General features: G+C 69.9%; 19 protein-coding genes and 3 tRNA genes. 15 read left to right on the top strand and 7 right to left on the bottom strand.

Annotated features, from left to right (window positions below):
* The first annotated feature begins 9 nt into the window (after window positions 1-9).
* Complete coding sequence (locus tag FFT09_RS06795) at window positions 10-2,493, top strand: serine/threonine-protein kinase (protein WP_138382170.1); 2,484 nt, start codon at window positions 10-12, stop codon at window positions 2,491-2,493.
* A gap of 9 nt (window positions 2,494-2,502) precedes the next feature.
* On the opposite strand, the gene FFT09_RS06790 is transcribed toward FFT09_RS06795, so the two are convergent.
* The 3 genes from FFT09_RS06790 to FFT09_RS06780 all read right to left on the bottom strand — a co-directional run bounded on the left by FFT09_RS06790 (window position 2,503) and on the right by FFT09_RS06780 (window position 5,528).
* Entirely contained in the window at window positions 2,503-3,678 is a 1,176-nt protein-coding gene (locus tag FFT09_RS06790; protein ID WP_138382169.1) for a metallophosphoesterase, read from the bottom strand.
* Window positions 3,678-4,244 (bottom strand): PaaI family thioesterase, encoded by a 567-nt coding sequence (locus FFT09_RS06785; RefSeq protein WP_081192028.1) that lies wholly within the window; start codon window positions 4,242-4,244, stop codon window positions 3,678-3,680. The genes FFT09_RS06790 and FFT09_RS06785 overlap by 1 nt, the downstream gene beginning before the upstream one ends.
* Window positions 4,245-4,328: 84 nt before the next feature.
* The gene (locus tag FFT09_RS06780; RefSeq protein ID WP_138382168.1) at window positions 4,329-5,528 is read right to left on the bottom strand and encodes a L,D-transpeptidase; all 1,200 of its coding nucleotides are present in this window, start codon (window positions 5,526-5,528) and stop codon (window positions 4,329-4,331) included.
* 447 nt (window positions 5,529-5,975) lie between these two features.
* Between FFT09_RS06780 and FFT09_RS06775 the strand changes: the two genes are divergently transcribed.
* Complete coding sequence (locus FFT09_RS06775) at window positions 5,976-6,179, top strand: cold-shock protein (protein ID WP_005441988.1); 204 nt, start codon at window positions 5,976-5,978, stop codon at window positions 6,177-6,179.
* Window positions 6,180-6,255: 76 nt separating this feature from the next.
* Here the strand turns inward: FFT09_RS06775 and FFT09_RS06770 are convergent, their stop codons facing one another.
* Window positions 6,256-6,705: a hypothetical protein gene (locus FFT09_RS06770; protein ID WP_024875559.1), complete on the bottom strand. Its 450-nt coding sequence runs from the start codon at window positions 6,703-6,705 to the stop codon at window positions 6,256-6,258.
* Window positions 6,706-7,074: 369 nt separating this feature from the next.
* Between FFT09_RS06770 and FFT09_RS06765 the strand changes: the two genes are divergently transcribed.
* The 6 genes from FFT09_RS06765 to FFT09_RS06740 all read left to right on the top strand — a co-directional run bounded on the left by FFT09_RS06765 (window position 7,075) and on the right by FFT09_RS06740 (window position 8,774).
* Window positions 7,075-7,320, top strand: a complete 246-nt coding sequence (locus FFT09_RS06765) for a hypothetical protein (protein WP_024875558.1) — start codon at window positions 7,075-7,077, stop codon at window positions 7,318-7,320.
* A 388-nt stretch (window positions 7,321-7,708) separates the two neighbouring features.
* A tRNA-Glu gene (locus FFT09_RS06760) sits at window positions 7,709-7,781 on the top strand.
* 19 nt (window positions 7,782-7,800) lie between these two features.
* Window positions 7,801-7,877: transfer RNA gene (locus FFT09_RS06755), tRNA-Asp, on the top strand.
* 28 nt (window positions 7,878-7,905) lie between these two features.
* Window positions 7,906-7,979, top strand: a tRNA-Phe gene (locus FFT09_RS06750).
* 118 nt (window positions 7,980-8,097) lie between these two features.
* Complete coding sequence (locus tag FFT09_RS06745; protein ID WP_081192024.1) at window positions 8,098-8,391, top strand: ArsR/SmtB family transcription factor; 294 nt, start codon at window positions 8,098-8,100, stop codon at window positions 8,389-8,391.
* Window positions 8,388-8,774, top strand: coding sequence for a VOC family protein (locus FFT09_RS06740; RefSeq protein WP_138382167.1), 387 nt, complete (start codon window positions 8,388-8,390; stop codon window positions 8,772-8,774). Before FFT09_RS06745 ends, FFT09_RS06740 begins: the two co-directional genes overlap by 4 nt.
* Window positions 8,775-8,796: 22 nt before the next feature.
* On the opposite strand, the gene FFT09_RS06735 is transcribed toward FFT09_RS06740, so the two are convergent.
* Window positions 8,797-9,684, bottom strand: coding sequence for a DMT family transporter (locus FFT09_RS06735; protein WP_138382166.1), 888 nt, complete (start codon window positions 9,682-9,684; stop codon window positions 8,797-8,799).
* 126 nt (window positions 9,685-9,810) lie between these two features.
* Between FFT09_RS06735 and FFT09_RS06730 the strand changes: the two genes are divergently transcribed.
* The 7 genes from FFT09_RS06730 (at window position 9,811) to FFT09_RS06700 (ending at window position 15,603) form a co-directional block, all read left to right on the top strand.
* Entirely contained in the window at window positions 9,811-10,230 is a 420-nt protein-coding gene (locus tag FFT09_RS06730) for a cytidine deaminase (protein ID WP_138382165.1), read from the top strand.
* A 137-nt stretch (window positions 10,231-10,367) separates the two neighbouring features.
* A complete protein-coding gene (locus tag FFT09_RS06725; protein WP_244231262.1) occupies window positions 10,368-10,865 on the top strand; it encodes a hypothetical protein in 498 nt (165 codons plus the stop codon).
* The gene (locus FFT09_RS06720; protein ID WP_138382163.1) at window positions 10,862-12,484 is read left to right on the top strand and encodes an FAD-dependent monooxygenase; all 1,623 of its coding nucleotides are present in this window, start codon (window positions 10,862-10,864) and stop codon (window positions 12,482-12,484) included. The genes FFT09_RS06725 and FFT09_RS06720 overlap by 4 nt, the downstream gene beginning before the upstream one ends.
* 168 nt (window positions 12,485-12,652) lie before the next feature.
* Window positions 12,653-13,384: a (Fe-S)-binding protein gene (locus FFT09_RS06715; protein WP_138382162.1), complete on the top strand. Its 732-nt coding sequence runs from the start codon at window positions 12,653-12,655 to the stop codon at window positions 13,382-13,384.
* Window positions 13,366-14,793, top strand: coding sequence for a LutB/LldF family L-lactate oxidation iron-sulfur protein (locus FFT09_RS06710; protein ID WP_138382161.1), 1,428 nt, complete (start codon window positions 13,366-13,368; stop codon window positions 14,791-14,793). The genes FFT09_RS06715 and FFT09_RS06710 overlap by 19 nt, the downstream gene beginning before the upstream one ends.
* Window positions 14,786-15,397, top strand: coding sequence for a LutC/YkgG family protein (locus tag FFT09_RS06705; protein ID WP_138382160.1), 612 nt, complete (start codon window positions 14,786-14,788; stop codon window positions 15,395-15,397). Before FFT09_RS06710 ends, FFT09_RS06705 begins: the two co-directional genes overlap by 8 nt.
* Window positions 15,394-15,603: a LuxR C-terminal-related transcriptional regulator gene (locus tag FFT09_RS06700; protein WP_024875549.1), complete on the top strand. Its 210-nt coding sequence runs from the start codon at window positions 15,394-15,396 to the stop codon at window positions 15,601-15,603. Before FFT09_RS06705 ends, FFT09_RS06700 begins: the two co-directional genes overlap by 4 nt.
* Window positions 15,604-15,607: 4 nt before the next feature.
* Here FFT09_RS06700 and FFT09_RS06695 read toward each other — a convergent pair whose 3' ends face one another.
* Window positions 15,608-17,017 carry an ATP-binding protein gene (locus tag FFT09_RS06695; protein ID WP_138382159.1) on the bottom strand — a complete coding sequence of 470 codons (1,410 nt, stop codon included), beginning with the start codon at window positions 17,015-17,017 and terminating at the stop codon, window positions 15,608-15,610.
* Between the two features lie 76 nt (window positions 17,018-17,093).
* Window positions 17,094-19,895 carry a sensor domain-containing protein gene (locus tag FFT09_RS06690; RefSeq protein ID WP_138382158.1) on the bottom strand — a complete coding sequence of 934 codons (2,802 nt, stop codon included), beginning with the start codon at window positions 19,893-19,895 and terminating at the stop codon, window positions 17,094-17,096.
* Window positions 19,896-19,980: the final 85 nt, after the last annotated feature.

Below are 19,980 nucleotides of genomic sequence, written 5' to 3'. Positions count from 1 at the left end.
GAGGTAGCAGTGTCGGATGAGCCTCGCCGTCCCGACGAGGGTGCTCCCGCGCCGCCGCAGCAGCCACCCGCGCAGCAGCCACAGCACTCACAGCACCCGGTGGCTCCCAGTACCCAGGTGGTGCGCCCGGCATGGCAGGCGGGAGCGGCCGGGCCGCCGGGGCCGGCGGAACCACAGCCCACCAGCGTGCTGGCAGGCAAGGCCCCGGCCACGACGTTCATCGCCCCACCCGCTCCACCGCCCGAGTCGAGCGCGCCCGGAACGCTGCCGGACCCGGGCACCGAGAGCGTGCTGCCACAGAGCACCAGCGGCCCCATCTCCGGCACCGGCAGGGGAAGCGGGACCGGGACGGGAACCGGCAGTGGCACGGGCACGGGCACCGGCACCGGCACCGGCAGCTATCCCGGCAGGCCCCGGCGCACGTCCTCGCGCCGCTCCCGGCGGGGACGGCTCGGCGCGGGTCTGGTCGACGTGCCGCAGGTGCCCTACCGCGATCCGGCCGAGGCCGTGCTCACCGATCCCGTCGTCTCCGAGGACAAGCGGTACTGCTCGAACTGCAAGGCGAAGGTCGGACGGGGTCGCGACGGCACGCCGGGCACGCCGGAGGGCCGGTGCGGCGAGTGCGGAACGCCCTACTCGTTCGTGCCGAAGCTGCGGGCACACGAGGTTGTTGGCGGGCAGTACGAGGTCCTGGGCGCGCTGGCCTACGGCGGGCTCGGCTGGATCTACCTCGCCAAGGACCACAACGTCAGCGGACGCTGGGTCGTCCTCAAGGGACTGATCAACACCGGTGACGCCACCGCCGTCGCGGCGGCGGTGAACGAGACGAAGTTCCTCGCCGAGGTCGAGCACCCGAACATCGTCAAGATCTACAACTTCGTGCAGCACCCCGACCCCGACACCGGCAACGCCGTCGGCTACATCGTCATGGAGTACGTGGGCGGGCAGTCGCTGCGCCAGCTCGCGCTGGAACACCACCGGGCCAGCGGGCGGGCCGAACCACTGCCGATCGGGCAGGTCATCGCCTACGGCCTCGAAATCCTGCCCGCGCTGGGTTACCTGCACAACCAGAACCTGCTGTACTGCGATCTCAAGCCCGACAACGTCATCCAGACGCACGAGCAGCTCAAGCTCATCGACCTCGGCGCGGTGCGGCGGCTCGACGACTACGAGAGCCCGCTGTTCTTCACCAGCGGGTACAGCGCCCCCGAACTGCCCACCCAGGGTGCCTCGGTGGCGTCGGACCTGTTCACCGTCGGACGCACCCTTGCGGTGCTGAGCTTCGAGTTCAGCGGTTACACCAGCAAGTACAAGACGACCCTGCCCGGCAGGGACGAGGTTCCGCTGTTCCAGCTGTTCGACAGCTACTACCGGTTCCTGCGCCGCTCCACCCACGCCGACCCCGACCGCAGGTTCGTGTCCGCCGAGGACATGGCCGACCAGCTCACCGGGGTACTGCGCGAGATCATGGCGCTCGGTACGGGCAAGGCGAGGCCGGGCGCGTCCACGGTGTTCGGGCCGGAGACCAACACGTTCGGCGTCGACCTCGTGGTGCCCGAACGCGGTGGGCGGGTGCCGCTGCCCGAGCCCCACGACGTCGTGGCCGGGTTGCCGATCCCGCAGGTCGACACCGACGACCCCGGTGCGGGCGTGCTCGCCACGTTGCTGTCGGCGGGACCGCAGACCGCGATCACCGCGCTGGTCAACGCGCCGCGCGAGTCGATCGAGGTCCGCCTGCGCATCGTCAGGGCCAGAATCGAGCTGGGCGAGCTGGCCGAGGCCCACCGGCAGCTCCAGGCCGCGCAGTACCTGGCCATCAAGTCGGGTTTCCCGCACGACTGGCGAGTGGACTGGTACAAGGGGCTCATCGAGCTCGCGGGTGGGCGCGCCAGGGTCGCGCACGTGGCGTTCGACGCCGTGTACGACGAGCTGCCGGGGGAGATCGCTCCCAAGCTCGCGCTCGCGGTGAGCGCGGAGGCGGTCGGCGACTACTTCAAGGCCGCTCGCCTGTACGAGCTGGTGTGGCGTACCGATCGCTCGTACGTCAGTGCCGCGTTCGGACTCGCCCGCGTCTATCTCGCTCAGGGTGGCAGGCAGAGCGCGATCGAGGTGCTGGAGTCGGTGCCGCAGGCGTCCACCCACCATGTCGCCGCGCAGGTCGCCGCCATCAAGATCAAGACGAGGTTCGTCGAGGGGCAGCTCAGCGAGGCGGATCTCGTGCGGGCGGCGCAGCAGCTCGACCGCCTGTCACTCGACGTCGAGCGCAGGACGCGCCTGACGGCGGAGGTGCTCGAAGCGGGCTTCGACTGGATTCGCGAGGGCGGGCAGGCAGGCCCCGGCGCGACGATCCTCGGCTGTGCGCTCACCGAACGGGACCTGCGCTTCGGGCTGGAACGCTGCTACCGCACCCTCGCGCGGTTGGCCGGCGACGCGACGGCCCGGATCGCGCTGGTGGACCGGGCCAACGCGGTCCGGCCCCGCACCCTGACGTGACCGGCGCCCTCAACCACGGCGCAGCTCGACGATCGTGATGTCCGGGGGCGCGCCCACCCGAACGGGCGGGCCCCAGAACCCGGCACCGCGCGTCACGTACATCGTGGTGTCGCCGCGCTCGTACCGTCCCGCCACCGCACCCTGCTGGAGCGTGACAGCCAGCTCGAACGGCGAGAGTTGCCCACCGTGCGTGTGCCCGGCCAGCAGCAGGTCGACGTCGTGGTCCACCGCGTCGTCGAAGTCCACGGGCTGGTGGGCGAGCAGGACCACGGCCCGCGCGGGGTCGCGGCCCGCGAGCGCCCTGCCGACGTCGCCAGGGTCCTGCCACTGGTAACCCGTGGCGTCGTTGATGCCGGCGAGGTCGAACACACCACCGTTGTGGGTGATCTCCACGCGCTCGTTGCGCAGCGGCCGGATCCCCAGCGTCGGCACGTACTCGATCCACTGCTCGTAGCCCACGTAGTACTCGTGGTTCCCCGTCACGAAGAAGGTGCCGTGCGTGCTGCGCAGCTGTGCGAGCGGCGCCGCCGCGTCGGCGAGGTCGGCCACGTCACCGTCCACGAGGTCACCCGCGATGGCGACGACGTCGACGTCCTCCGCGTTGACGAGATCGACGATGCGCTGGGTGAACGACCGGCCGACGATCGGGCCGAGGTGGAGGTCGCTCAGCAGGGCGATCCGGCAGCCCTCGACGCGCGGGTCCAGGCGACGCAGCGCCAGCGGCACCCGCGTCACCGTGGGCGGGCCCAGCGCCACGCTGACCCCGTACCCCACCAGCCCCGCCGAGACGACCCCGGCGAACAGTGCCGAACCGCGCGCCAGCGCGAACCGGCGGGACACCTCGGTGGGTGAACGCTGGGCGTCCTCGCCGTTGGCGTTGGCGGGGCCACCCCGCACCCAGCGCCGCAGCGCCAGTCGGGGCAGCTCCAGCACCAGCAGGATCAGCAGCAGGTAGAAGAAGACGGCCAGCCACACGTATCCGGGCCACGCGAACCAGCGCGCGAGGTCGGGATGCACGCTGGTGCCCAACGACAGCGCCGCCATCATCAGCGCCACGCACAGCACGAGCGCGACGGTGCCCAGCCTGCGGGCGGTGGTCCCCGGTCGCGTCGTGTCCGCGATCAGCCGCTTCCAGAGGTAGAGGTGAACGATCGCGATGAGGACGCTGAGGACGGTGAAGAACATCAGGGATTGATGTCCCAGTCCGCGTGGCGCTCACCGAGCTCACGCAGCTGCTGGGCGTCTCCGTGCTCCAGGAAGTGTTCGACCCCGACGGTGACGAACAGCGCGCGGGCCTGCACGGCGACCGGCCCGTCCTCGGCGTCGAGCCTGCCGTCGGCGCTGACGTAGATCTTGCGCCCCGCGACGCCGTCGAGCTTCGCGACGATGTAGAGGGTGGAGCCCACCGGCACCGGGCTGCGGAAGTCGGTCTCGAGTCTGCCCGTCACCGCCGGGACCCGGAGCAGGTTGCCCACGGTCGAGCCCAGTGCCTCGTCGAACGCGGCCGACAGCAGTCCGCCGTGCGCGAGCCCGGGGGCACCCTGGTGTTCCGGGGACACGGTGAACGTCGAGACCACGACCGTGTCGTCGTCGACCGTCGACCGGATGCGCAGGCCGGCGTCCACCTCGTCACCGCAGCCGAAACAGTGGCTGTAGTGCACGCCCAGCGTGGTTCCCTTGGCCGGGGCGTCGGGATGCGGTTTCGGGTCCTGCACCTCGACCGGAGGCCAGTTCTGTGCGGTGTCGCTCACGAGGGCCACGCTAGCCGCCGCTTCGGTGCCACGACGGTGTGGCGGCGGCGAAAGCGGTGCCCGCCACACCGTCGCGTGAGCTGTTCAGCCGTCGAGTGCCGACATGGACCGCCACTCCTCCCAGGAGTAGATCCAGTCGTGGTAGAGGCCGTCCCGGGGCTGCAACGGCTCGGAGCTGCCGGTGATCTCCACGGGATCGCCCTGCAACGCGCTGTCGAAGTACGCCTTGGCATCCGCGGGGGCTAGGTTGATGCACCCGTGCGAGACGTTGCGGTTGCCCTGATCGGCCACCGACCACGGCGCGGAGTGCGTGAACTCGCCGTTGTTCGAGATGCGGACCGCCCACTGCACCTCGAAGTCCTCGTAGCCGTAGCCGGGATTGTTCATGAAGTAGGTCGGGTGCTTGCTCATCACCACGTGAATGCCGCTGCGGGTGACGCGGCCCGGGTCGGACTCCAGCCCGAAGCTGGCGGGGTAGTCGCCGACCTGCTCGCCGTCGCGGTACACCGCCATCCGGTGCTCCTGCGTGTCGGCCCGCACGATCTGCTCCCGGCCGATGGAGAAGGCCACAGTGAGGTCGTTGTCGCCGTAGACGCCGCCGCCGAGGTGAACGCCGTAGAGCTCGGCCCGCACGCTGACCTCGGTGTGGGGCCGCCAGTACTCCTTGGGCCGCCAATGCACGGCCCGGCCCTGGTCCAGCCAGGCCCACGAGCCCTCGATCTCCGGGTCGGTCTCGACGTGCAGCGCCTTCTCGACGGCGGCCCGGTCCTCCACGGGCGCGTCGAAGGTCAGCGCGATGGGCATCGCGACGCCGTAGGTGTTGTCGTCACCGACGTTCGACTTCACCCCGCTGGTGGCCGAGGGCGTCACCGTGGTGAACGTGCCCTCGATGGGCACCGTCGTGCCGTCCGTGCCTTCGGCGCTGCCGGACCACGTGTAGGTCTTGCCGTATCCCAGCGGTTCGCCGATCGTCCACGAGCTACGGTCCTCGGACAGTTCGCCCTCGACCTGCTCACCTTCCGGGTTGGTCAGTGCGATCTCGGCGATGGTGCCGTCCGAGACCGTCACCGACACCGGGTCGCGTGGAGCGATGTCTCCGGCACCCTCGGCCGGTTCGAGGGCGACCTTCGCGGACTGTCCGGGCGGGGCTGTCTCGCCCTGGGCGGTCTGCCCGCCGCCTCCCGAGCCGGTACAGGCGGTCAGGCCCAGCAGAGCCGCCAGGACGGCGGCCACAAGGACGGCCGGTCTTCTGCCGGCGGCCGGTGTCGAAACCCTCAAGATCATGCCCCTTCTCCCCGCGTATCTGACTGACGTCGTGGGATGAGTGTTCGTTGCCCCCCATAAAAGGTGATCACACTCACACCTTCGAGTCAGTTCACCCGTTGTAGTGACGTTGGTGAATCCGCTCCGTGTTCCCTCCTGGAGACGGATGTGAGCTGACAGTCCAGGAGTCACCGAGGGTGTGATCGTGATGACCGCGCCGTGCGCAACCCTTTCGAGCATGATCCGCCCGGATGGGCCAAACCGGCGCTCAGGGGGTTCGCAAACCGCCGAATGCCGGTAGGCTTCGGGGTGGCCGTCGTTTTGCGTGTTCGTGGCTTCACACTCGCGGAACTTCTGACGCGAGCCCGTGGGCCACGTGCTGACGTGCTCGTTGTGTTGGAACCGCCCGGGACGGCCGGGGCGTCGCTCCGGCGGCGTCCATGCGGAACAGCAACGAGGAGTACAACGGTGGCGCAAGGCACTGTGAAGTGGTTCAACGCCGAGAAGGGCTTCGGGTTCATCGCCCAGGACGGTGGCGAGGGCGACGTGTTCGTCCACTACTCGGAGATCGAAGGCCGCGGTTTCCGCACGCTGGAGGAGAACCAGCGGGTGGAGTTCGAGGTCGGACAGGGCCAGAAGGGTCCTCAGGCACAGAGGGTGCGCGCTCTCTGACAACGCCTCTCTGACACGAACGAGCCCCGGTGCGGTCGATCCGCACCGGGGCTCGTTGTGTCTGGGGTCTGGGTCGTCAGCGGTAGCGGCCGGGTTCGGGCTCCCCCGGCCACTGGTGCTGGTCGAGATACAGCTCGTCGGTGGCGGGCTCGTCGGCGCTCCGGTCGCCGGAGGGGGCACGCGCGCCCATTGGGGTGCCGTACTCGCCCGCGAGCCGGTCGAGAATCCACTCCTGCGCGAGCGCCTGCGGCGACGTCCCGAGTTCGGAAGCCAGCTCCTTGAGCTGCTGCCCGGCCGCGAGGCTCAGCCGCAACTGGTAGACCTGCGCCTCGCCGAACCGCCGCCCCGAGCCGGTGCTCTCGACGTCGCGCTCGGGAGCGAGTGCCGCGAGGTAGCTGGACAGCTCCGGATCGTCGCCGCCCGTCTCGGCGGAGGGCGGAGCGGAGCGCCCACCACGGCGTGGCGGGCTCTCGGTCTTTCCGCCGGTGTTTCGGCTGCGTCCGAATGAGGGAAGAGGCACGCCCACACGATAACGGTTCTGTCTCGGCGGTCAGTCACCTGTGCTCCGCGCCATAGCCCGTGGCGGAGTGCGGACATGGAGAGGCCCCCGCGCCAGGGGGAGGAACGCGGGGGCCGGAGGGGATCTCCACAGGCGCTGACCGGGGGTGTGTCAGCACGTCGATTCTTACACGACAGGCAGCACGATCGCGAGTGCTGGAACGAAAAAGGCCCCCCGTGTCGTTACCCGGTTGTCGTGCAACGTTCATCGTCGCAGCCGCTCGGCCGGGTGGAGCGCGCACGCTCCGTGATGTCGAGTTCACTCTCCGGGGGGCTGCGGGTGTTTCGGCGTGGTCGCTAGCCTCGCGGCCACACAAGTCGAGCCCTTGGAGGAGTCATGAGCGGATCGGTCGAGGTGCGGCAGTTTCTCCTTCGTTACGAGGGAGAGGGCCACGGAGCCGGGTACGCGGGTGTGCCCGCGCAGCGAGCCGGTCATGACGCTCCGCGCGTGTCCGACGACCAGGTGCGCCGGGCGCGCCTCGCCGTCGCCCACGGCGCGACCGGGGCGGAGGACTGCGCTCAACTGCTGGACATGCTCGGGTTGACGCCCGACGACAGTGGGCACAGCCCGGTGCAGCAGTGATCCGAGAGACGAGGTGCCCAGATGCACACCCCCTGGTCGTGCACCTGGGCAACCCGCCGTCAAAATACTGCTCGCTCCGGGTGTCGAGCAATCGATTGCCGTCTACGGCACCGCATCACCGGAAGGTCTTTCGCTTTCGTGAACAACGCAGGAGGACTTTCATAACGCCGTCGCGGTTGTGGTCGCGGTCCGCCGCGGGTGTGCGAACGGTGCCGCTGTGCCCACCCCGCCGGTTTCGTGGGGCCCGGTGAGATCGTGCCTGGTCGGTGACGGTCCGCGGGGCTAAGTGACCCCCCGTGGAAGGGGGGTTCCGGGGTGTCGTAGACTAGGTCTCGCTCCCAGGGGGACCTGAGAGCACGGTCGATCGGACTACTCCGAAACCGACTGGGCTCCCATCGTCCAGCGGCCTAGGACTCCGCCCTTTCAAGGCGGCAACGCGGGTTCGAATCCCGTTGGGAGTACTACAACTGAAGAAATCAAGGCCCTGTGGCGCAGTTGGTTAGCGCGTCGCCCTGTCACGGCGAAGGTCGCGGGTTCGAGTCCCGTCAGGGTCGCCACGGCGTTCCGGTGCTACACCGGCGTTCTGGCCAGGTAGCTCAGTTGGTACGAGCGTCCGCCTGAAAAGCGGAAGGTCGCCGGTTCGATCCCGGCCCTGGCCACGCTCGTGAGCTGCACAAACAGCCCGTCTCGTTCGCGAGGCGGGCTGTTTTGCTGTGTGTGGGCGTCCAGTTCGGGTCTCGGTTGATGGGCAAGTGCCTGCTTGCCTATGCTGGGAACGTGGCGGACGACGTCTTCAAAGCCCTGGCCGACTCCACCCGTCGTCGCATCCTCGACGAACTGGTGGACCGCGACGGCCAGTCCCTGTTCGAGCTCTGCACCCGGCTGGTCACCAAGCACGAACTGAACCTGACCCGGCAGGCGATCAGCCAGCACCTCGCCGTGTTGGAGGCGGCGGATCTCGTCCGGCCAAGGCGGCAGGGCCGCTACAAGTTCCACGACCTGAACACCGAACCGCTTGAGCGCGCCCTCACACGCTGGCTCAGGCCGGACCACCCCGAGGAATCGCCATGAGAATCCATCTGTCCAGTGTCTTCGTCGACGACCAGGACAAGGCCCAGCGCTTCTACACCGAGGTACTCGGCTTCGTGACGAAGAACGACATCCCGATGGGCACGGACCGCTGGCTCACCGTGGTCTCGCCCGACGACCCGGACGGCACCGAACTGCTGTTGGAGCCCGACGGCCACCCCGCCGTGCGGCCGTACAAGGAGGCGCTGGTCGCCGACGGCATCCCGGCCACGTCGTTCGCCGTGGACGACCTGCACGCCGAGTACCGCAGGCTGCGCGACCTCGGCGTGACCTTCACCCAGGAGCCGCTGGAGATGGGCCCCGTCGTCACCGCGGTGCTCGACGACACCTGCGGCAACCTGATCCAGCTCGCGCAGCACGCCTGAGGCGGCTCGACCGCGTGCCGGGCTACCGACGACTGAGCACGATTCCCGCGATCACGAGCGCGGCGCCGACCGGCTGGTTCCAGGTCACGATCTCGCCCAGCACCACGGCGCCGAGGGCGACTCCGACCACCGGGGTCAGGTAGGTGACGCCCGATGCCGCCGTGGCGCCCCAGCCCGCGACGAGATTGGTGTTCCAGATGTAGGCGGCCCCCGTTCCGAAGGCGCCGAGCCCGACCATGCTCGCGATGACCGTCGGGGTCAGGGACACCGGTTGAGCGTCGAGGAACGGCACCGTCACCAGCAGTGCCGCCGCGCCGAGACCGACCTGAACCGTGGCGACCGCCGCAGCGGGGAGGCCGAGTGGCGACACGTGGCGGCGGAGGTAGACGAACGCGGCCCCGTAACTCGCGGTGGCGGCCAGGCACGCGAGCTGGCCCGCGACACTGCCCACTGTCGGCTTCTCCGTGAGCTGCCACGGGGCGAGCACGATCAGCACCCCGAGCAGGCCGAGTGCCAGCCCCGCGAGCTGGCCCCGATGCGGGCGCTCCGTGCGCAGCGCCGCGGCCGTGACGAGCAGCGTCATCAACGGCGTGGTCGCGTTGTAGATGCTCGACAGCCCGGAGCTGATGTGCTGCCCCGCCCAGGCGAAAAGCGAGAACGGCAGCACACACAGCAGCAGCGAGACAACGCCGATGTGCCCCCACGCGCGTGCCGATCGGGGCAACGACACCCGCAGCACGGCGGTAATCGTGACCAGCGTGAACGCGCCCAGAACCATCCGCGCCGTCACGATCTGAAGTGGGGAGAGGCCGTCGAGGCCGACCTTCATGAACAGGAAACTCGATCCCCACGCCAGTGACAGCGCGGCGAACTGGAGCGGCAACAGTCGGGAACCGGCTGTTTCGGACATGGGGGAGGCTCCTCGGAGACCGTGGCAGTGCGCGCACTCGGGCGGGTGCGATCGGAACACGAAGCGCTGCGCGGCTTCCGGCGGAAAACGGACGTGGCGCTCAACGCGCTCGCGTAGGTTCACGTCATGGATCTGGGCACGAGACTCGTTGCCGCGGCCGCGGACCTCGTCGACTCCCGTTTCCCCGGACGAGACTGGGCCGGCGCCGCGGCCATGGCGCTCGACGATGGCACTCTCCTCACGAGCACCGCCCCGGAGGTCGTCAATCCGGCGGTCGAGCTCTGCCACGAGGTCGGTGCGCTGTGCGAGGCATATCGGATCGGCAGGCCGGTCGTGGCTTCGGTGTGCGTGGTGCGCGCTGACCAGGGGCGCGGTTTCTGGGTGCTGAGCCCGTGTGGAGTGTGTCAGGAACGCCTTCGCTTCTACGGTCCCGGCGTGGAGGTCGCCGTTCCCGAGGCGAACGACCCGGCGTTGTGGCGGATGGTCACCCTGGGTGAACTCCAGTCGCACTGGTGGGCGACGGTGTTCGATGGGGAGCCGATCTAGCGGTTACGCAGGCTGCGGACACGGCGGGTCGGGGCGGGACGTTCGCCACTGGCGGCGGCGAGGCTCGGCCGGGGACCGTGGTGGTCATGAGCGGGCCACTGCCGAGGAGTGTCGCTTGGCGGGCCACCGCACGATGCATGGCACGCAGCCTGGTGTTGCTCGCCCGCCGCCAAGTGGTGTGGCCGCGCGGAACTGTCGGGTGGTACCTGACGTTCGCCGACGGCACCGTCGGGCGCGTGTACCGCGAGACGGCCGTGGCGTTGGAACCGAAGGAACCCTGCGTGCTTGTGGTGACGTTCCGGCTGCGCTGGGTCCGGGGGCGGGGACATGCCGTGTTCGAACGGGAGAGCGTGCTCAACACGCCCCTGTTCGTCGGCTACGACGGGTTCGTGTCCAAACTGTGGCTAGCCCACGACGACCGGGGCCGCTACCGGGGCCTGTACGAGTGGGACGGCGCGGAGCAGGCGGAGTACTACGCGCGGTCGCTGTGGCGGGTCCTGGAACTGGTGAGCGAGCCTGGGTCGATCGACTACCACGTGGTGCCCGACGTGCGGCGGGACACGCTGCTCGCCGACCCGGACCGCGACACTGCGGCAGGAACACATCCCTGGTGGCGGGTGGTCGAAGCGCCATGACCGACCGTCCGGACGTGCTCGTGGTCGGCGCCGGGCCGGCTGGGTTGACCACTGCGTTGCAGGCGTGCGCGCACGGCGCCAGCGTCCGGATCGTGGAGCGTCGGCGCGAACCGTTCCGCCCGTCGCGCGCGATGATCGTGCATCCGCGCACGCTGGAGAGCCTGCGCCCGCTCGGCGTGGTGGAGCGGCTGCTCCGGCGGGGCGATCCCTCCCCATCGGCGCGACTGCATCTCGGCCGCCGCGTCGTGTCGACCACGCTGGCCGACGTGGCCCTGCGCGACACCGCGTTTCCCCACCTGACCCTCCTGCGGCAGGCCGATGTCGAACAGGTGCTCGCCGAGGCATTGGAGGAACGCGGCGTGCCGGTGGAGCGCGGCGTGGCGGCCGTCGGACTCGCGCAGGACCGCGCCGAGGCCACCGTCACCCTGCGCCGGGACGACGGCGGTGCCGAGCCGGTCTCGTGTGGTGCCGTCGCCGGTTGCGACGGTCAGGACAGCACCGTGCGCCGGGCCACGGGCATCGACTGGCGCGGTCGTGCCTACCGCGAGGAAGTGGTGCTCGCGGACCTCGATCTGGACAGCGATCTCGATGCCGGCGTCCTGCATGTCGCGGCGGGCCGGGACGGGTTGGTGTTCCTGTTCGCCCTGGGGGAAGGCGCGCCTTGGCGGCTGCTCGCCACGCGCCCGAGCCGGGGCGGCGACGCGCCGTTCGGACAGCCGGGGCAGCCGGTGCCGCGGCCGGAGTTGCGTGAGCTCCTCGACGTCGCCGGATTCGATGTCGCCGTCGGCCGGGTGGCGTGGTCGGCACGGGTCCGGCTGCAACACCGCCTGGCTGCGGCGTTCCGGCACGGTCGCGTGTTCCTCGTGGGCGACGCGGCGCACACGCACTCGCCGGCCGCCGCCCAGGGCATGAACACCGGCATTCTCGACGCGGTGAACCTCGGCTGGAAACTGCCGTTCGCCGCACACGCCGACGAGCCTGACACGATGCTCGACTCCTACGAGCGGGAGCGGCGCCCGGTCGCCCGGCAGGTGCTGGCGCTGACCCACCTGGTGTTCTTCGCCGAGGCCGCGGGGCACCCGGCGCCGGCGTTCCTGCGCGGCACCGTGGCGCCGTTGCTCGCGCCGGTCGTTCCGTCGCTCACTCGCCCGACGCTGCTGGCTCCCGTGGTCCGGCTGCTGTCGCAGGGGTGGGTGCGCTATCGCGGCAGTGCGTTGTCGAGTGAACGGTGGGCCGGCGGGCCGGGACCACGGGCGGGTGATCGTTTGCCCGACGAGACCGTGACCTGCGACGGGATGCGAACCCGGCTGCACCGGCTGACCGCACGGCCGGGGGTTCACGTGCTGCTCGCCCGCGACGCCGAGGAGGTCGGCGCTTCCGTGGTCGAGGACTGTCCCGTGTCGGTCCACCGGCTCACGAGCCGACCGGGACGGCGGATGGTGGCCGTCCGGCCGGACGGCCACGTGGGTTTCCGGGGCACGGCGGTCGCCGACCTGACCGCGTGGTTGCGCCTCGTCGGGGCTCGTGCGAGAAGTGCGGACACGGCTACACAACCTGCGGACACGGCTACACAACCTGCGGACACGGCTACACAGGCTGCGGACACGGCGGAGACTTGATTGGTCGGATGACTCTTCGGCGGGGCGGGGTTCAGATTGAGTCTGGCGCGTCCGGAGTCGGACAACTAACCTAGGCCGCGTGCTGTATCACGAGTGGACCGGGACACCTTCCATGTCAATCCTCGCGCTCAGTGATCCGATCTTTGGCGCTGTGGAGGGGCTGCCGGTATGAGCGCGCCCCGGGTGGCGCTGTTCGCCACCTGCCTCACCGACACGCTGTACCCCGACACCGCGAAGGCCGTCGTGGGACTGCTCGAACGGCTCGGCTGCGAGGTCGACTTCCCGCTCGACCAGACCTGCTGCGGGCAGATGCACTACAACACCGGCTACCAGGCCGAGACCGCGCCGCTGGCCCAGCGCTACGCCGAAGTGTTCGACGGCTACGACCACGTGGTCGCGCCCTCGGGGTCGTGCGCGGGGATGGTGCGCGAGATCCACCCTGGCGTGTGCGGCACCAGCCCCGCCGTGGAACGGACCTACGAACTCAGCGAGTTCCTGGTGGACGTCCTCGGCGTCACCGACGTCGGGGCGTACTTCCCGCACCGGGTGACCTACCACCCCACCTGCCACTCGCTGCGGATGCTGGGCGTCGGTGAGAAACCGCTGCGCCTGCTGCGCGCGGTGCGGGGACTGACGCTGGTCGAGCTGCCGCAGGCGGAGCAGTGTTGCGGTTTCGGCGGCACGTTCGCGTTGAAGAACGCCGAGACGTCCACGGCCATGCTCGCCGACAAGATGCGCTGCGTGCAGGACACCGGCGCGCAGGTGGTCACGGCGGGCGACAACTCGTGCCTCATGCATCTCGGCGGCGGCCTGTCCCGGCTGCGTACCGGGGTGCGGGCGGTACACCTGGCGGAGATTCTCGCGAGTACGGAGGAGCAGCCGTGGGTCGCAACCCCGTGACGTGGCTCGGTAGCCCGACGTTTCCCCGCGCCGCGCGCGAGGCGCTCGGGAACACGCAGCTCCGGACGAACCTGCGCAAGGCGACGACCACGATCCGGGGCAAGCGTGAGCAGGCCGTCGCCGAGCTCCCCGACTGGGAGGAGCTGCGCAGGGCGGGCGAGGCCGTCAAGGACGACGTGCTCGCCCGCCTCGACACCTACCTGTTGCGTCTGGAGGAGGCTGTGACGGCCCGGGGCGGCGTCGTGCACTGGGCCCGCGACGCCGACGAGGCCAACCGCATCGTGCTCGACCTCGCGCGTGCCAAGGGCGCCGAGGAGGTCGTGAAGGTCAAGTCGATGGCCACCGCCGAGATCGGGTTGAACTCCGCGCTGGAGGCCGGTGGGGTACGCGCGGTCGAGACCGACCTCGCTGAACTGATCGTGCAGCTCGGCGACGACCTGCCCTCGCACATCCTGGTTCCGGCCATCCATCGCAACCGCGCCGAGATCAAAGAAATCTTCGCGCGCCGGATGCCGGAGGCGCCGGACTCCGACGATCCGGGGGAGCTGGCCGAGGCGGCCCGGAGGCACCTGCGCCGCAAGTTCCTCTCGGCCAAGGTCGCGGTGTCGGGCGCGAACTTCGCCGTGGCCGACACCGGTTCGATCGCCGTCGTGGAGTCGGAGGGCAACGGGCGCATGTGCCTGACGCTGCCCGAGACCCTGATCACGGTGATGGGCATCGAGAAGCTCGTGCCGACCTGGCGGGACCTGGAGGTTTTTCTCCAGCTGCTGCCACGGTCGTCCACGGCGGAGCGCATGAATCCGTACACGTCGGTCTGGTCCGGCGTGACACCGGGCGACGGGCCGAGCGAGTTCCATCTCGTGCTGCTGGACAACGGCCGCACCGCCACGCTGGCCGACGAGGTGGGCAGCCAGGCTTTGCGGTGCATCCGCTGCTCGGCGTGCCTGAACGTGTGCCCCGTCTACGAGCGTACCGGGGGGCAGGCGTACGGGTCGGTGTATCCGGGGCCGATCGGGGCGATCCTCGCGCCGCAGCTCGCGGGGGACATGAGCGACAAGCAGGCCGCGTCGCTGCCGTTCGCGTCGTCCCTGTGCGGCGCGTGTTACGAGGTGTGCCCCGTGCGGATCAACATTCCCGAGGTGCTGACCCACCTGCGAGCCGAGGCCGTGGCGGCGAAACCGAAGCGGAATCCGGAGGCGCTGGCCATGTCCGGCGCCGCGTGGGTGTTCCGCGATCCCCGGCGCTACGAGGCCGCGCAGCGGGCCGGGTCGCTGTCCCGGTTTCTCGCCGGAGACGACGGGACGATCCGGCGCCTGCCGTGGCCGGGTTCGAAGTGGACGGCCACACGCGACTTTCCGGCCTTGCCGAAGGAGTCCTTCCGGACGTGGTGGAGGCGCCGTCGTGGCTGACGCGCGAGACGAGATCCTGGCCCGCATCGGGCGCGCGGTGCGGCGGCGGTCCGTGCCGGTGCCCCGCGACTACGACACCGACCGCACGGCCGCCGACCCGGTGGGGTTGCTGAGGGAGCGTGTCGAGGACTACCGGGCCGTCGTGCATCGGGTCGCCGACGACGACCTCCCGGGTGCGATCACAGCGTGTCTCAACGCGCGGGACGCGACGACGATGGTGGTACCGGCCGACCTGCCGGAACGCCTGCGGGTGCCCGGAGTGCGGTGGCTGCGGGACGATCCGCCGCTGCCGCTGTCCGAGGTGGACTCCGTGGACGGCGTGCTCACCGGATGCGCCGTCGCGATCGCCGAGACCGGCACGATCGTGCTCGACGCCGGCGCGGCGCAGGGCAGGCGTCTGCTCACGCTGGTTCCGGACTACCACCTGTGTGTCGTGCGCGCCGACCAGATCGAGGTGAGCGTGCCACAGGCGCTCCGGCGGCTCGATCCCGTCCGGCCGCTGACCTTCGTGAGTGGCCCGTCGGCCACCAGCGACATCGAACTCGACCGCGTGGAGGGCGTACACGGCCCGCGCACACTCGAAGTGCTGCTGGTGGAGCCATGACGCTACGAGAAGGGGACCGGCTGGCCGAACGCGACGTCGAGCTGTTGCGGTTGCTCGCGACGGGCCTGCCGCTCGACGCGGTGGCGCGGCGCGTCGGCCTGTCCGAGCGCACCGTGCGCAGGCGCGTTCGCGGTGCCTGTGACCGCATCGGCGTGTCCACGCGCATCGAGGCCGTGGTGTGGGCCGTGCGGCAGGGGCTGCTGTGACGTTCTAGGCCGCCGGACTGCTCAGCACGTCCTCAGGGGTGAGCAGGGTCAGCGTGTCGTCGGCCGCCGCAACGGACCGAAGCCGCTCGGTGAACCCGGAACGCGAGCACAGCACGCGGTGGGGTCGCGCTGTCTTCGCGGCGTACGGGGTCAGGCGGTCGAGCAGGTTCAGCTCGTCGAAGTCGACGGCCGACCGCGTCCACTTGCACATTCCGACGACGGAGACCTGGTGCTGGGGATCGAGCCCGACGATGTCGAGTTCCCGTTCCTCGGTCCGCCTGTCCTGGCCGGTGGGGACGGGGCCCCACCAGCGGCCGATCCGCGCGACGTCCGGGAACGACAGCAGCACATGCTCGCGGCAGACGTCCTCCCAGGCGAGGGAGGTGTGCTCGTCGAAGCGCGGCAGCACGGTCTGCTCCAGATACGCCTCCGCCAGCGCTCGGGTGCGCAACTGTGAGCGCGCGGGCTCGACGAAGCGGTAGTGGAACCGGAGGAACTGGTCGGCGATGCGGTAACTCGTCTTCTTGGCCCGCTGCGAGGTGGTCACCGGCCGCTCCTGCTGGACAAGGCCAAGGCGTTCGAGCACGCGGAGCACCTTGGTCACCTGTGCGGGTTCCAGTCCGGTGCGTGCGGCGATCGTGCTGTTGCGGTTGTGCCCGTGCGCGATGGCTCGCAGCACTGCCACGTGACCAGCCGGATCGCGAATCGACTGCCGTAGCAGCAGCTCGGCCTCGTCGTGAAGCAGACCTCCTCGGTCGAACACCTCGTCGAGCAGGTGTGCGGCCAGCGGGCGGTCGTCGGTGAACCGTTCGAGATAGTACGGAACGCCGCCGCACACCGAGTACGTCCGGATCGCGTCCTCGGCGGAGTAGCCGGGATGGAAAAGGCCGGTGTCCCTCGCGAGAAACGGTTCGACGCGGAGCTGGCCGGTCCTGCGGCCGTAGAGACGTCCGGCCAGTACGTCGTCCTCGAAGAAGGACACCTCGCTGCCCGCCAGCACGAGGACCAGTGGCAACGTGCGCCCCGTCGTTCGCCACCAGCGGCTGAGCACGCTCTCCAGTTCGGGTGCCTGCTGCGCGAGCAGCTGGAACTCGTCGAGCACCACGACGGTGCGCTGGTCACCGACGAAACGGGCCACCGCGGCGAGCGCGGCGTCCCAGCTGGTGAGTGGTTGCGCCGCCAGGAGCGGGTCGTCGGATACCCGGGCCAGCTCGGTGGTGAAGTCCAGTAGCTGTTCGTGGTTGACCGTTTCGGTGGCCTCGAACACGAGTGAGCGGGTCTCGGCCGCGAGGTGCGTGAGCAACTCCGTCTTGCCCACCCTGCGGCGCCCGTAGACCACCAGCAGCTCAGCGGAGTCTCCCGCGACCCGACGGCGCAGGTAGGCCAGCTCGTCGACCCGATTGAGGAACACCATGCGTCAATAGTACGCAGCGGATTTGCTCGCGCAGGATCATCCTGCGCAGGATTATCCGCTGCGAGCAAATCTTCTGCTACTCCCCGAACACCTGCTCGGCCGGGGCGGGCCTGCCGAAGTGGAAGCCCTGTGCCTGGTCGCAACCGAGCCCGCGCAGGATGGCCACCTGGCGCTCGTTCTCGGTGCCCTCGGCGATGACGGTGAGTCCCATGGAGTGCGCCATCGTGACGATTCCCTTGATGATCGCCTCGGCGTCGGGGTTACCGGGGCCGTCGAGCCCCGCGACGAACGAGCGGTCGATCTTCAGCGTGTCCAGCGGCAGCTTCCACAGCTGCGCCAGTGACGAGTAGCCGGTACCGAAGTCGTCGATCGCCAGCCGGACACCGAGGTTGCGCAGCGCCGTCAGTATCTCGGCCGCCTTCTCCGGCTCGCGCATGAGCGCGCTCTCGGTGATCTCCAGACACAACTCGCTCGGGGGTAGCCCGGTGGTGCGCAGCGCGTCGTCCACGGCGTCGACGAGTGACTCGTCGTCCAGTTGGCGTGCCGACAGGTTGGCGGTGAGCCGGGTACGGGTACCGCCGCGGAGCCGTCGCAGCGACAGTTCGCGGGTGCTGGTGCGCAGCATGTATCCGCCGATGAGGTTGATGAGGTCGCTCTCCTCGGCCAGCGGGATGAACTCGCCGGGCGAGATGCTGCCGTGGACGGGGTGCTGCCAGCGCAGCAGGGCCTCCACCGCCACCCGCTGGTAGGTGCGCAGGTCCACCACCGGCTGGTAGGCCACCCAGAGCTGGCCCCCGCGCACCGAGTCGCGCAGGTCCTGCTCCAGTCGCAGCTGCCGCTGCACCCGTTCGCGCAGCTCGACGTCGAACAGCTCGTGCCTACCGCGCCCTCGCGTCTTCGCCTGGTACATCGCCACGTCGGCGTCGCGCAGCAGGTCCTCGGCCGAGCGTTCGTCGTGTTCGTGGGCCGTCACGACCCCGATGCTCGCGTCGACCCGGAGCCTGCGGCCCTCCACGATGATCGGTTCGGTGAGCGACTGCCTGATGTGGTCGACGAGGGCCCTGACCTGCTGGCCGTGTTCGAGCGCGAAGGTGACCACCGCGAACTCGTCGCCGCCGAGCCTGCCCACGAGGTCGTGGCGGCGCACGCAGTTCTTGAGCCGCTGGCCCGCGATGCGCAACACCTTGTCGCCGATGCCGTGGCCCAGCGAGTCGTTGATGACCTTGAACTTGTCGAGGTCGATGAACAGCACGCAGGCCGTGCCCTTGCGGCGCGGCCTGCACAGCGCCTCCTCCAGTCGTTGCAGGATGAGTGTGCGGTTGGCGAGGTTGGTGAGCGGATCGTGGGTGGCGTCGTGTTCGAGCTGCTCGCCGATGGCTCGACGTTCGGTGATGTCGGTGAACGACGTCACCACCTGGTGTGGCGGCGTCGCGTTGGTGTCGAGCGGCCTGCAGCTCATCGACAGCCACACCCAGCGCCCGTCGGGACGCCGCACCCGCACCACGCGACCGTTGGTGGCGCGGCCGGTGGTGCGCGTCAGCGCGGAGGGGTACTCGCTGGGCGGGATGCGCGCGCCCGACTCGTCGTACAGCGGGAACAACGTCGTCGCGCACCCGATGATGGCGTCGACGGGCAGCCCCAGGATGCGTCCCGCCGCCGGGTTCGCCGATCCGACGAGACCGTGACCGTCGATCACCACGACACCCTCGTCCAGCGCGGCCACGACCGTGCGATAACGGCGTTCCGCCGCCCGCCGGGCGGTCTCGTCCGCGCAGACGAGCACGAAACCCCCGTCCATGGGCGACGCGGAGACCCGGACCGTGAGCGGGGTGCCGTCGGCCTTGCGGTGCTCGGCCTCGACGACGCCGCCTTGGGCGAGGACCTCCGCCGGGTCGAGCGTGGCCCCGACCAGCTCACCCACGGGCCTGCCCAGTGCCGCGTCCTCGCCGTAGCCGTAGACGGTCTCGGCGGCGGGGTTCCAGCTGCTCACCATGCCGTCCGAGGTGGTGGCGATGATCGCGTCGCTGACGTGGGCCACCAGCGCGGCCTGGTAACGCAGCGCGGCCTCCGCGGCCTTCTGCGCGGTGATGTCGCGCATGATCACCTGATAGGCGGGCTCGCCCTTCCACGTGGTCCGCACCGACACCGACTCGATGAGCATCGAGTTGCCGTCGAGTGTGCGCAGACGAACCTCGGTGGGCTCGGTGGCCGCTCCCGGGGCTTCCAGCTCGGAGATGCGCCGCAGCATCTCCGGGACGGCGGCGGGGCGCACGAAGTCGATGATCGGGCGGCCGAGCAGCTCGGCGGGCTCCTCGGCGGCCACGAAACGCGCCACGGCCGGGTTGACGTACACCAGCCTGCCGTCCTGGTGCACGCAGATCCCGTCCGGGCTGAACTCGACCAACAGGCGGTAGCGGTCCGCGAGGTCGGCGAGTGTCTGCGCGTTGCCGTGCCGTTCAGTCACGTCCGACGCGATCCCCACCAGTCGCTCGACGGTGCTCGCGGCTCCGTTGGTCGGGTCGGAGCCAACGGAGCCAACGGAGCCATTGCCCTGGGTGCGGGCGAGAAATCGGGTCCATCTGGTTTCACCGCCGGGCGTCGTATGACACTGTTCAAGATCGAAATTGTGCCATATCGGGCAATTCCGCGCCGCGACGGTCAGCGGCTCGATCAATTCGAGCAGGCGCGTCCTGACCAGCTCCGGGTGGTGACCTTCGACGCCGAGCACCTCGGGCAGCTCGGGACTCCACGTAACGTCGTGACCGGAAAGGTCGACCGAAAAGGTACCCGCGGCGCTCGCGGCGAGCGCGAGGTCGACGACGTCCTCGTGGTCCCGGGAGAACCAGGTGGACAGCCCGTCGTGGGTAGAAGCCTCCATGCTCCGTCCATCCGCCGATCGTTTGCCGGAGTCGATTACAGCATGAAATCACCGTTGGGCGAATAGGAGGAAATGAACCCCCATC

The sequence above is a fragment of the Saccharomonospora piscinae genome (assembly GCF_005862235.1).
GTDB lineage: Bacteria > Actinomycetota > Actinomycetes > Mycobacteriales > Pseudonocardiaceae > Saccharomonospora > Saccharomonospora piscinae.
This window is presented reverse-complemented; position numbering and strand designations above follow the sequence as displayed.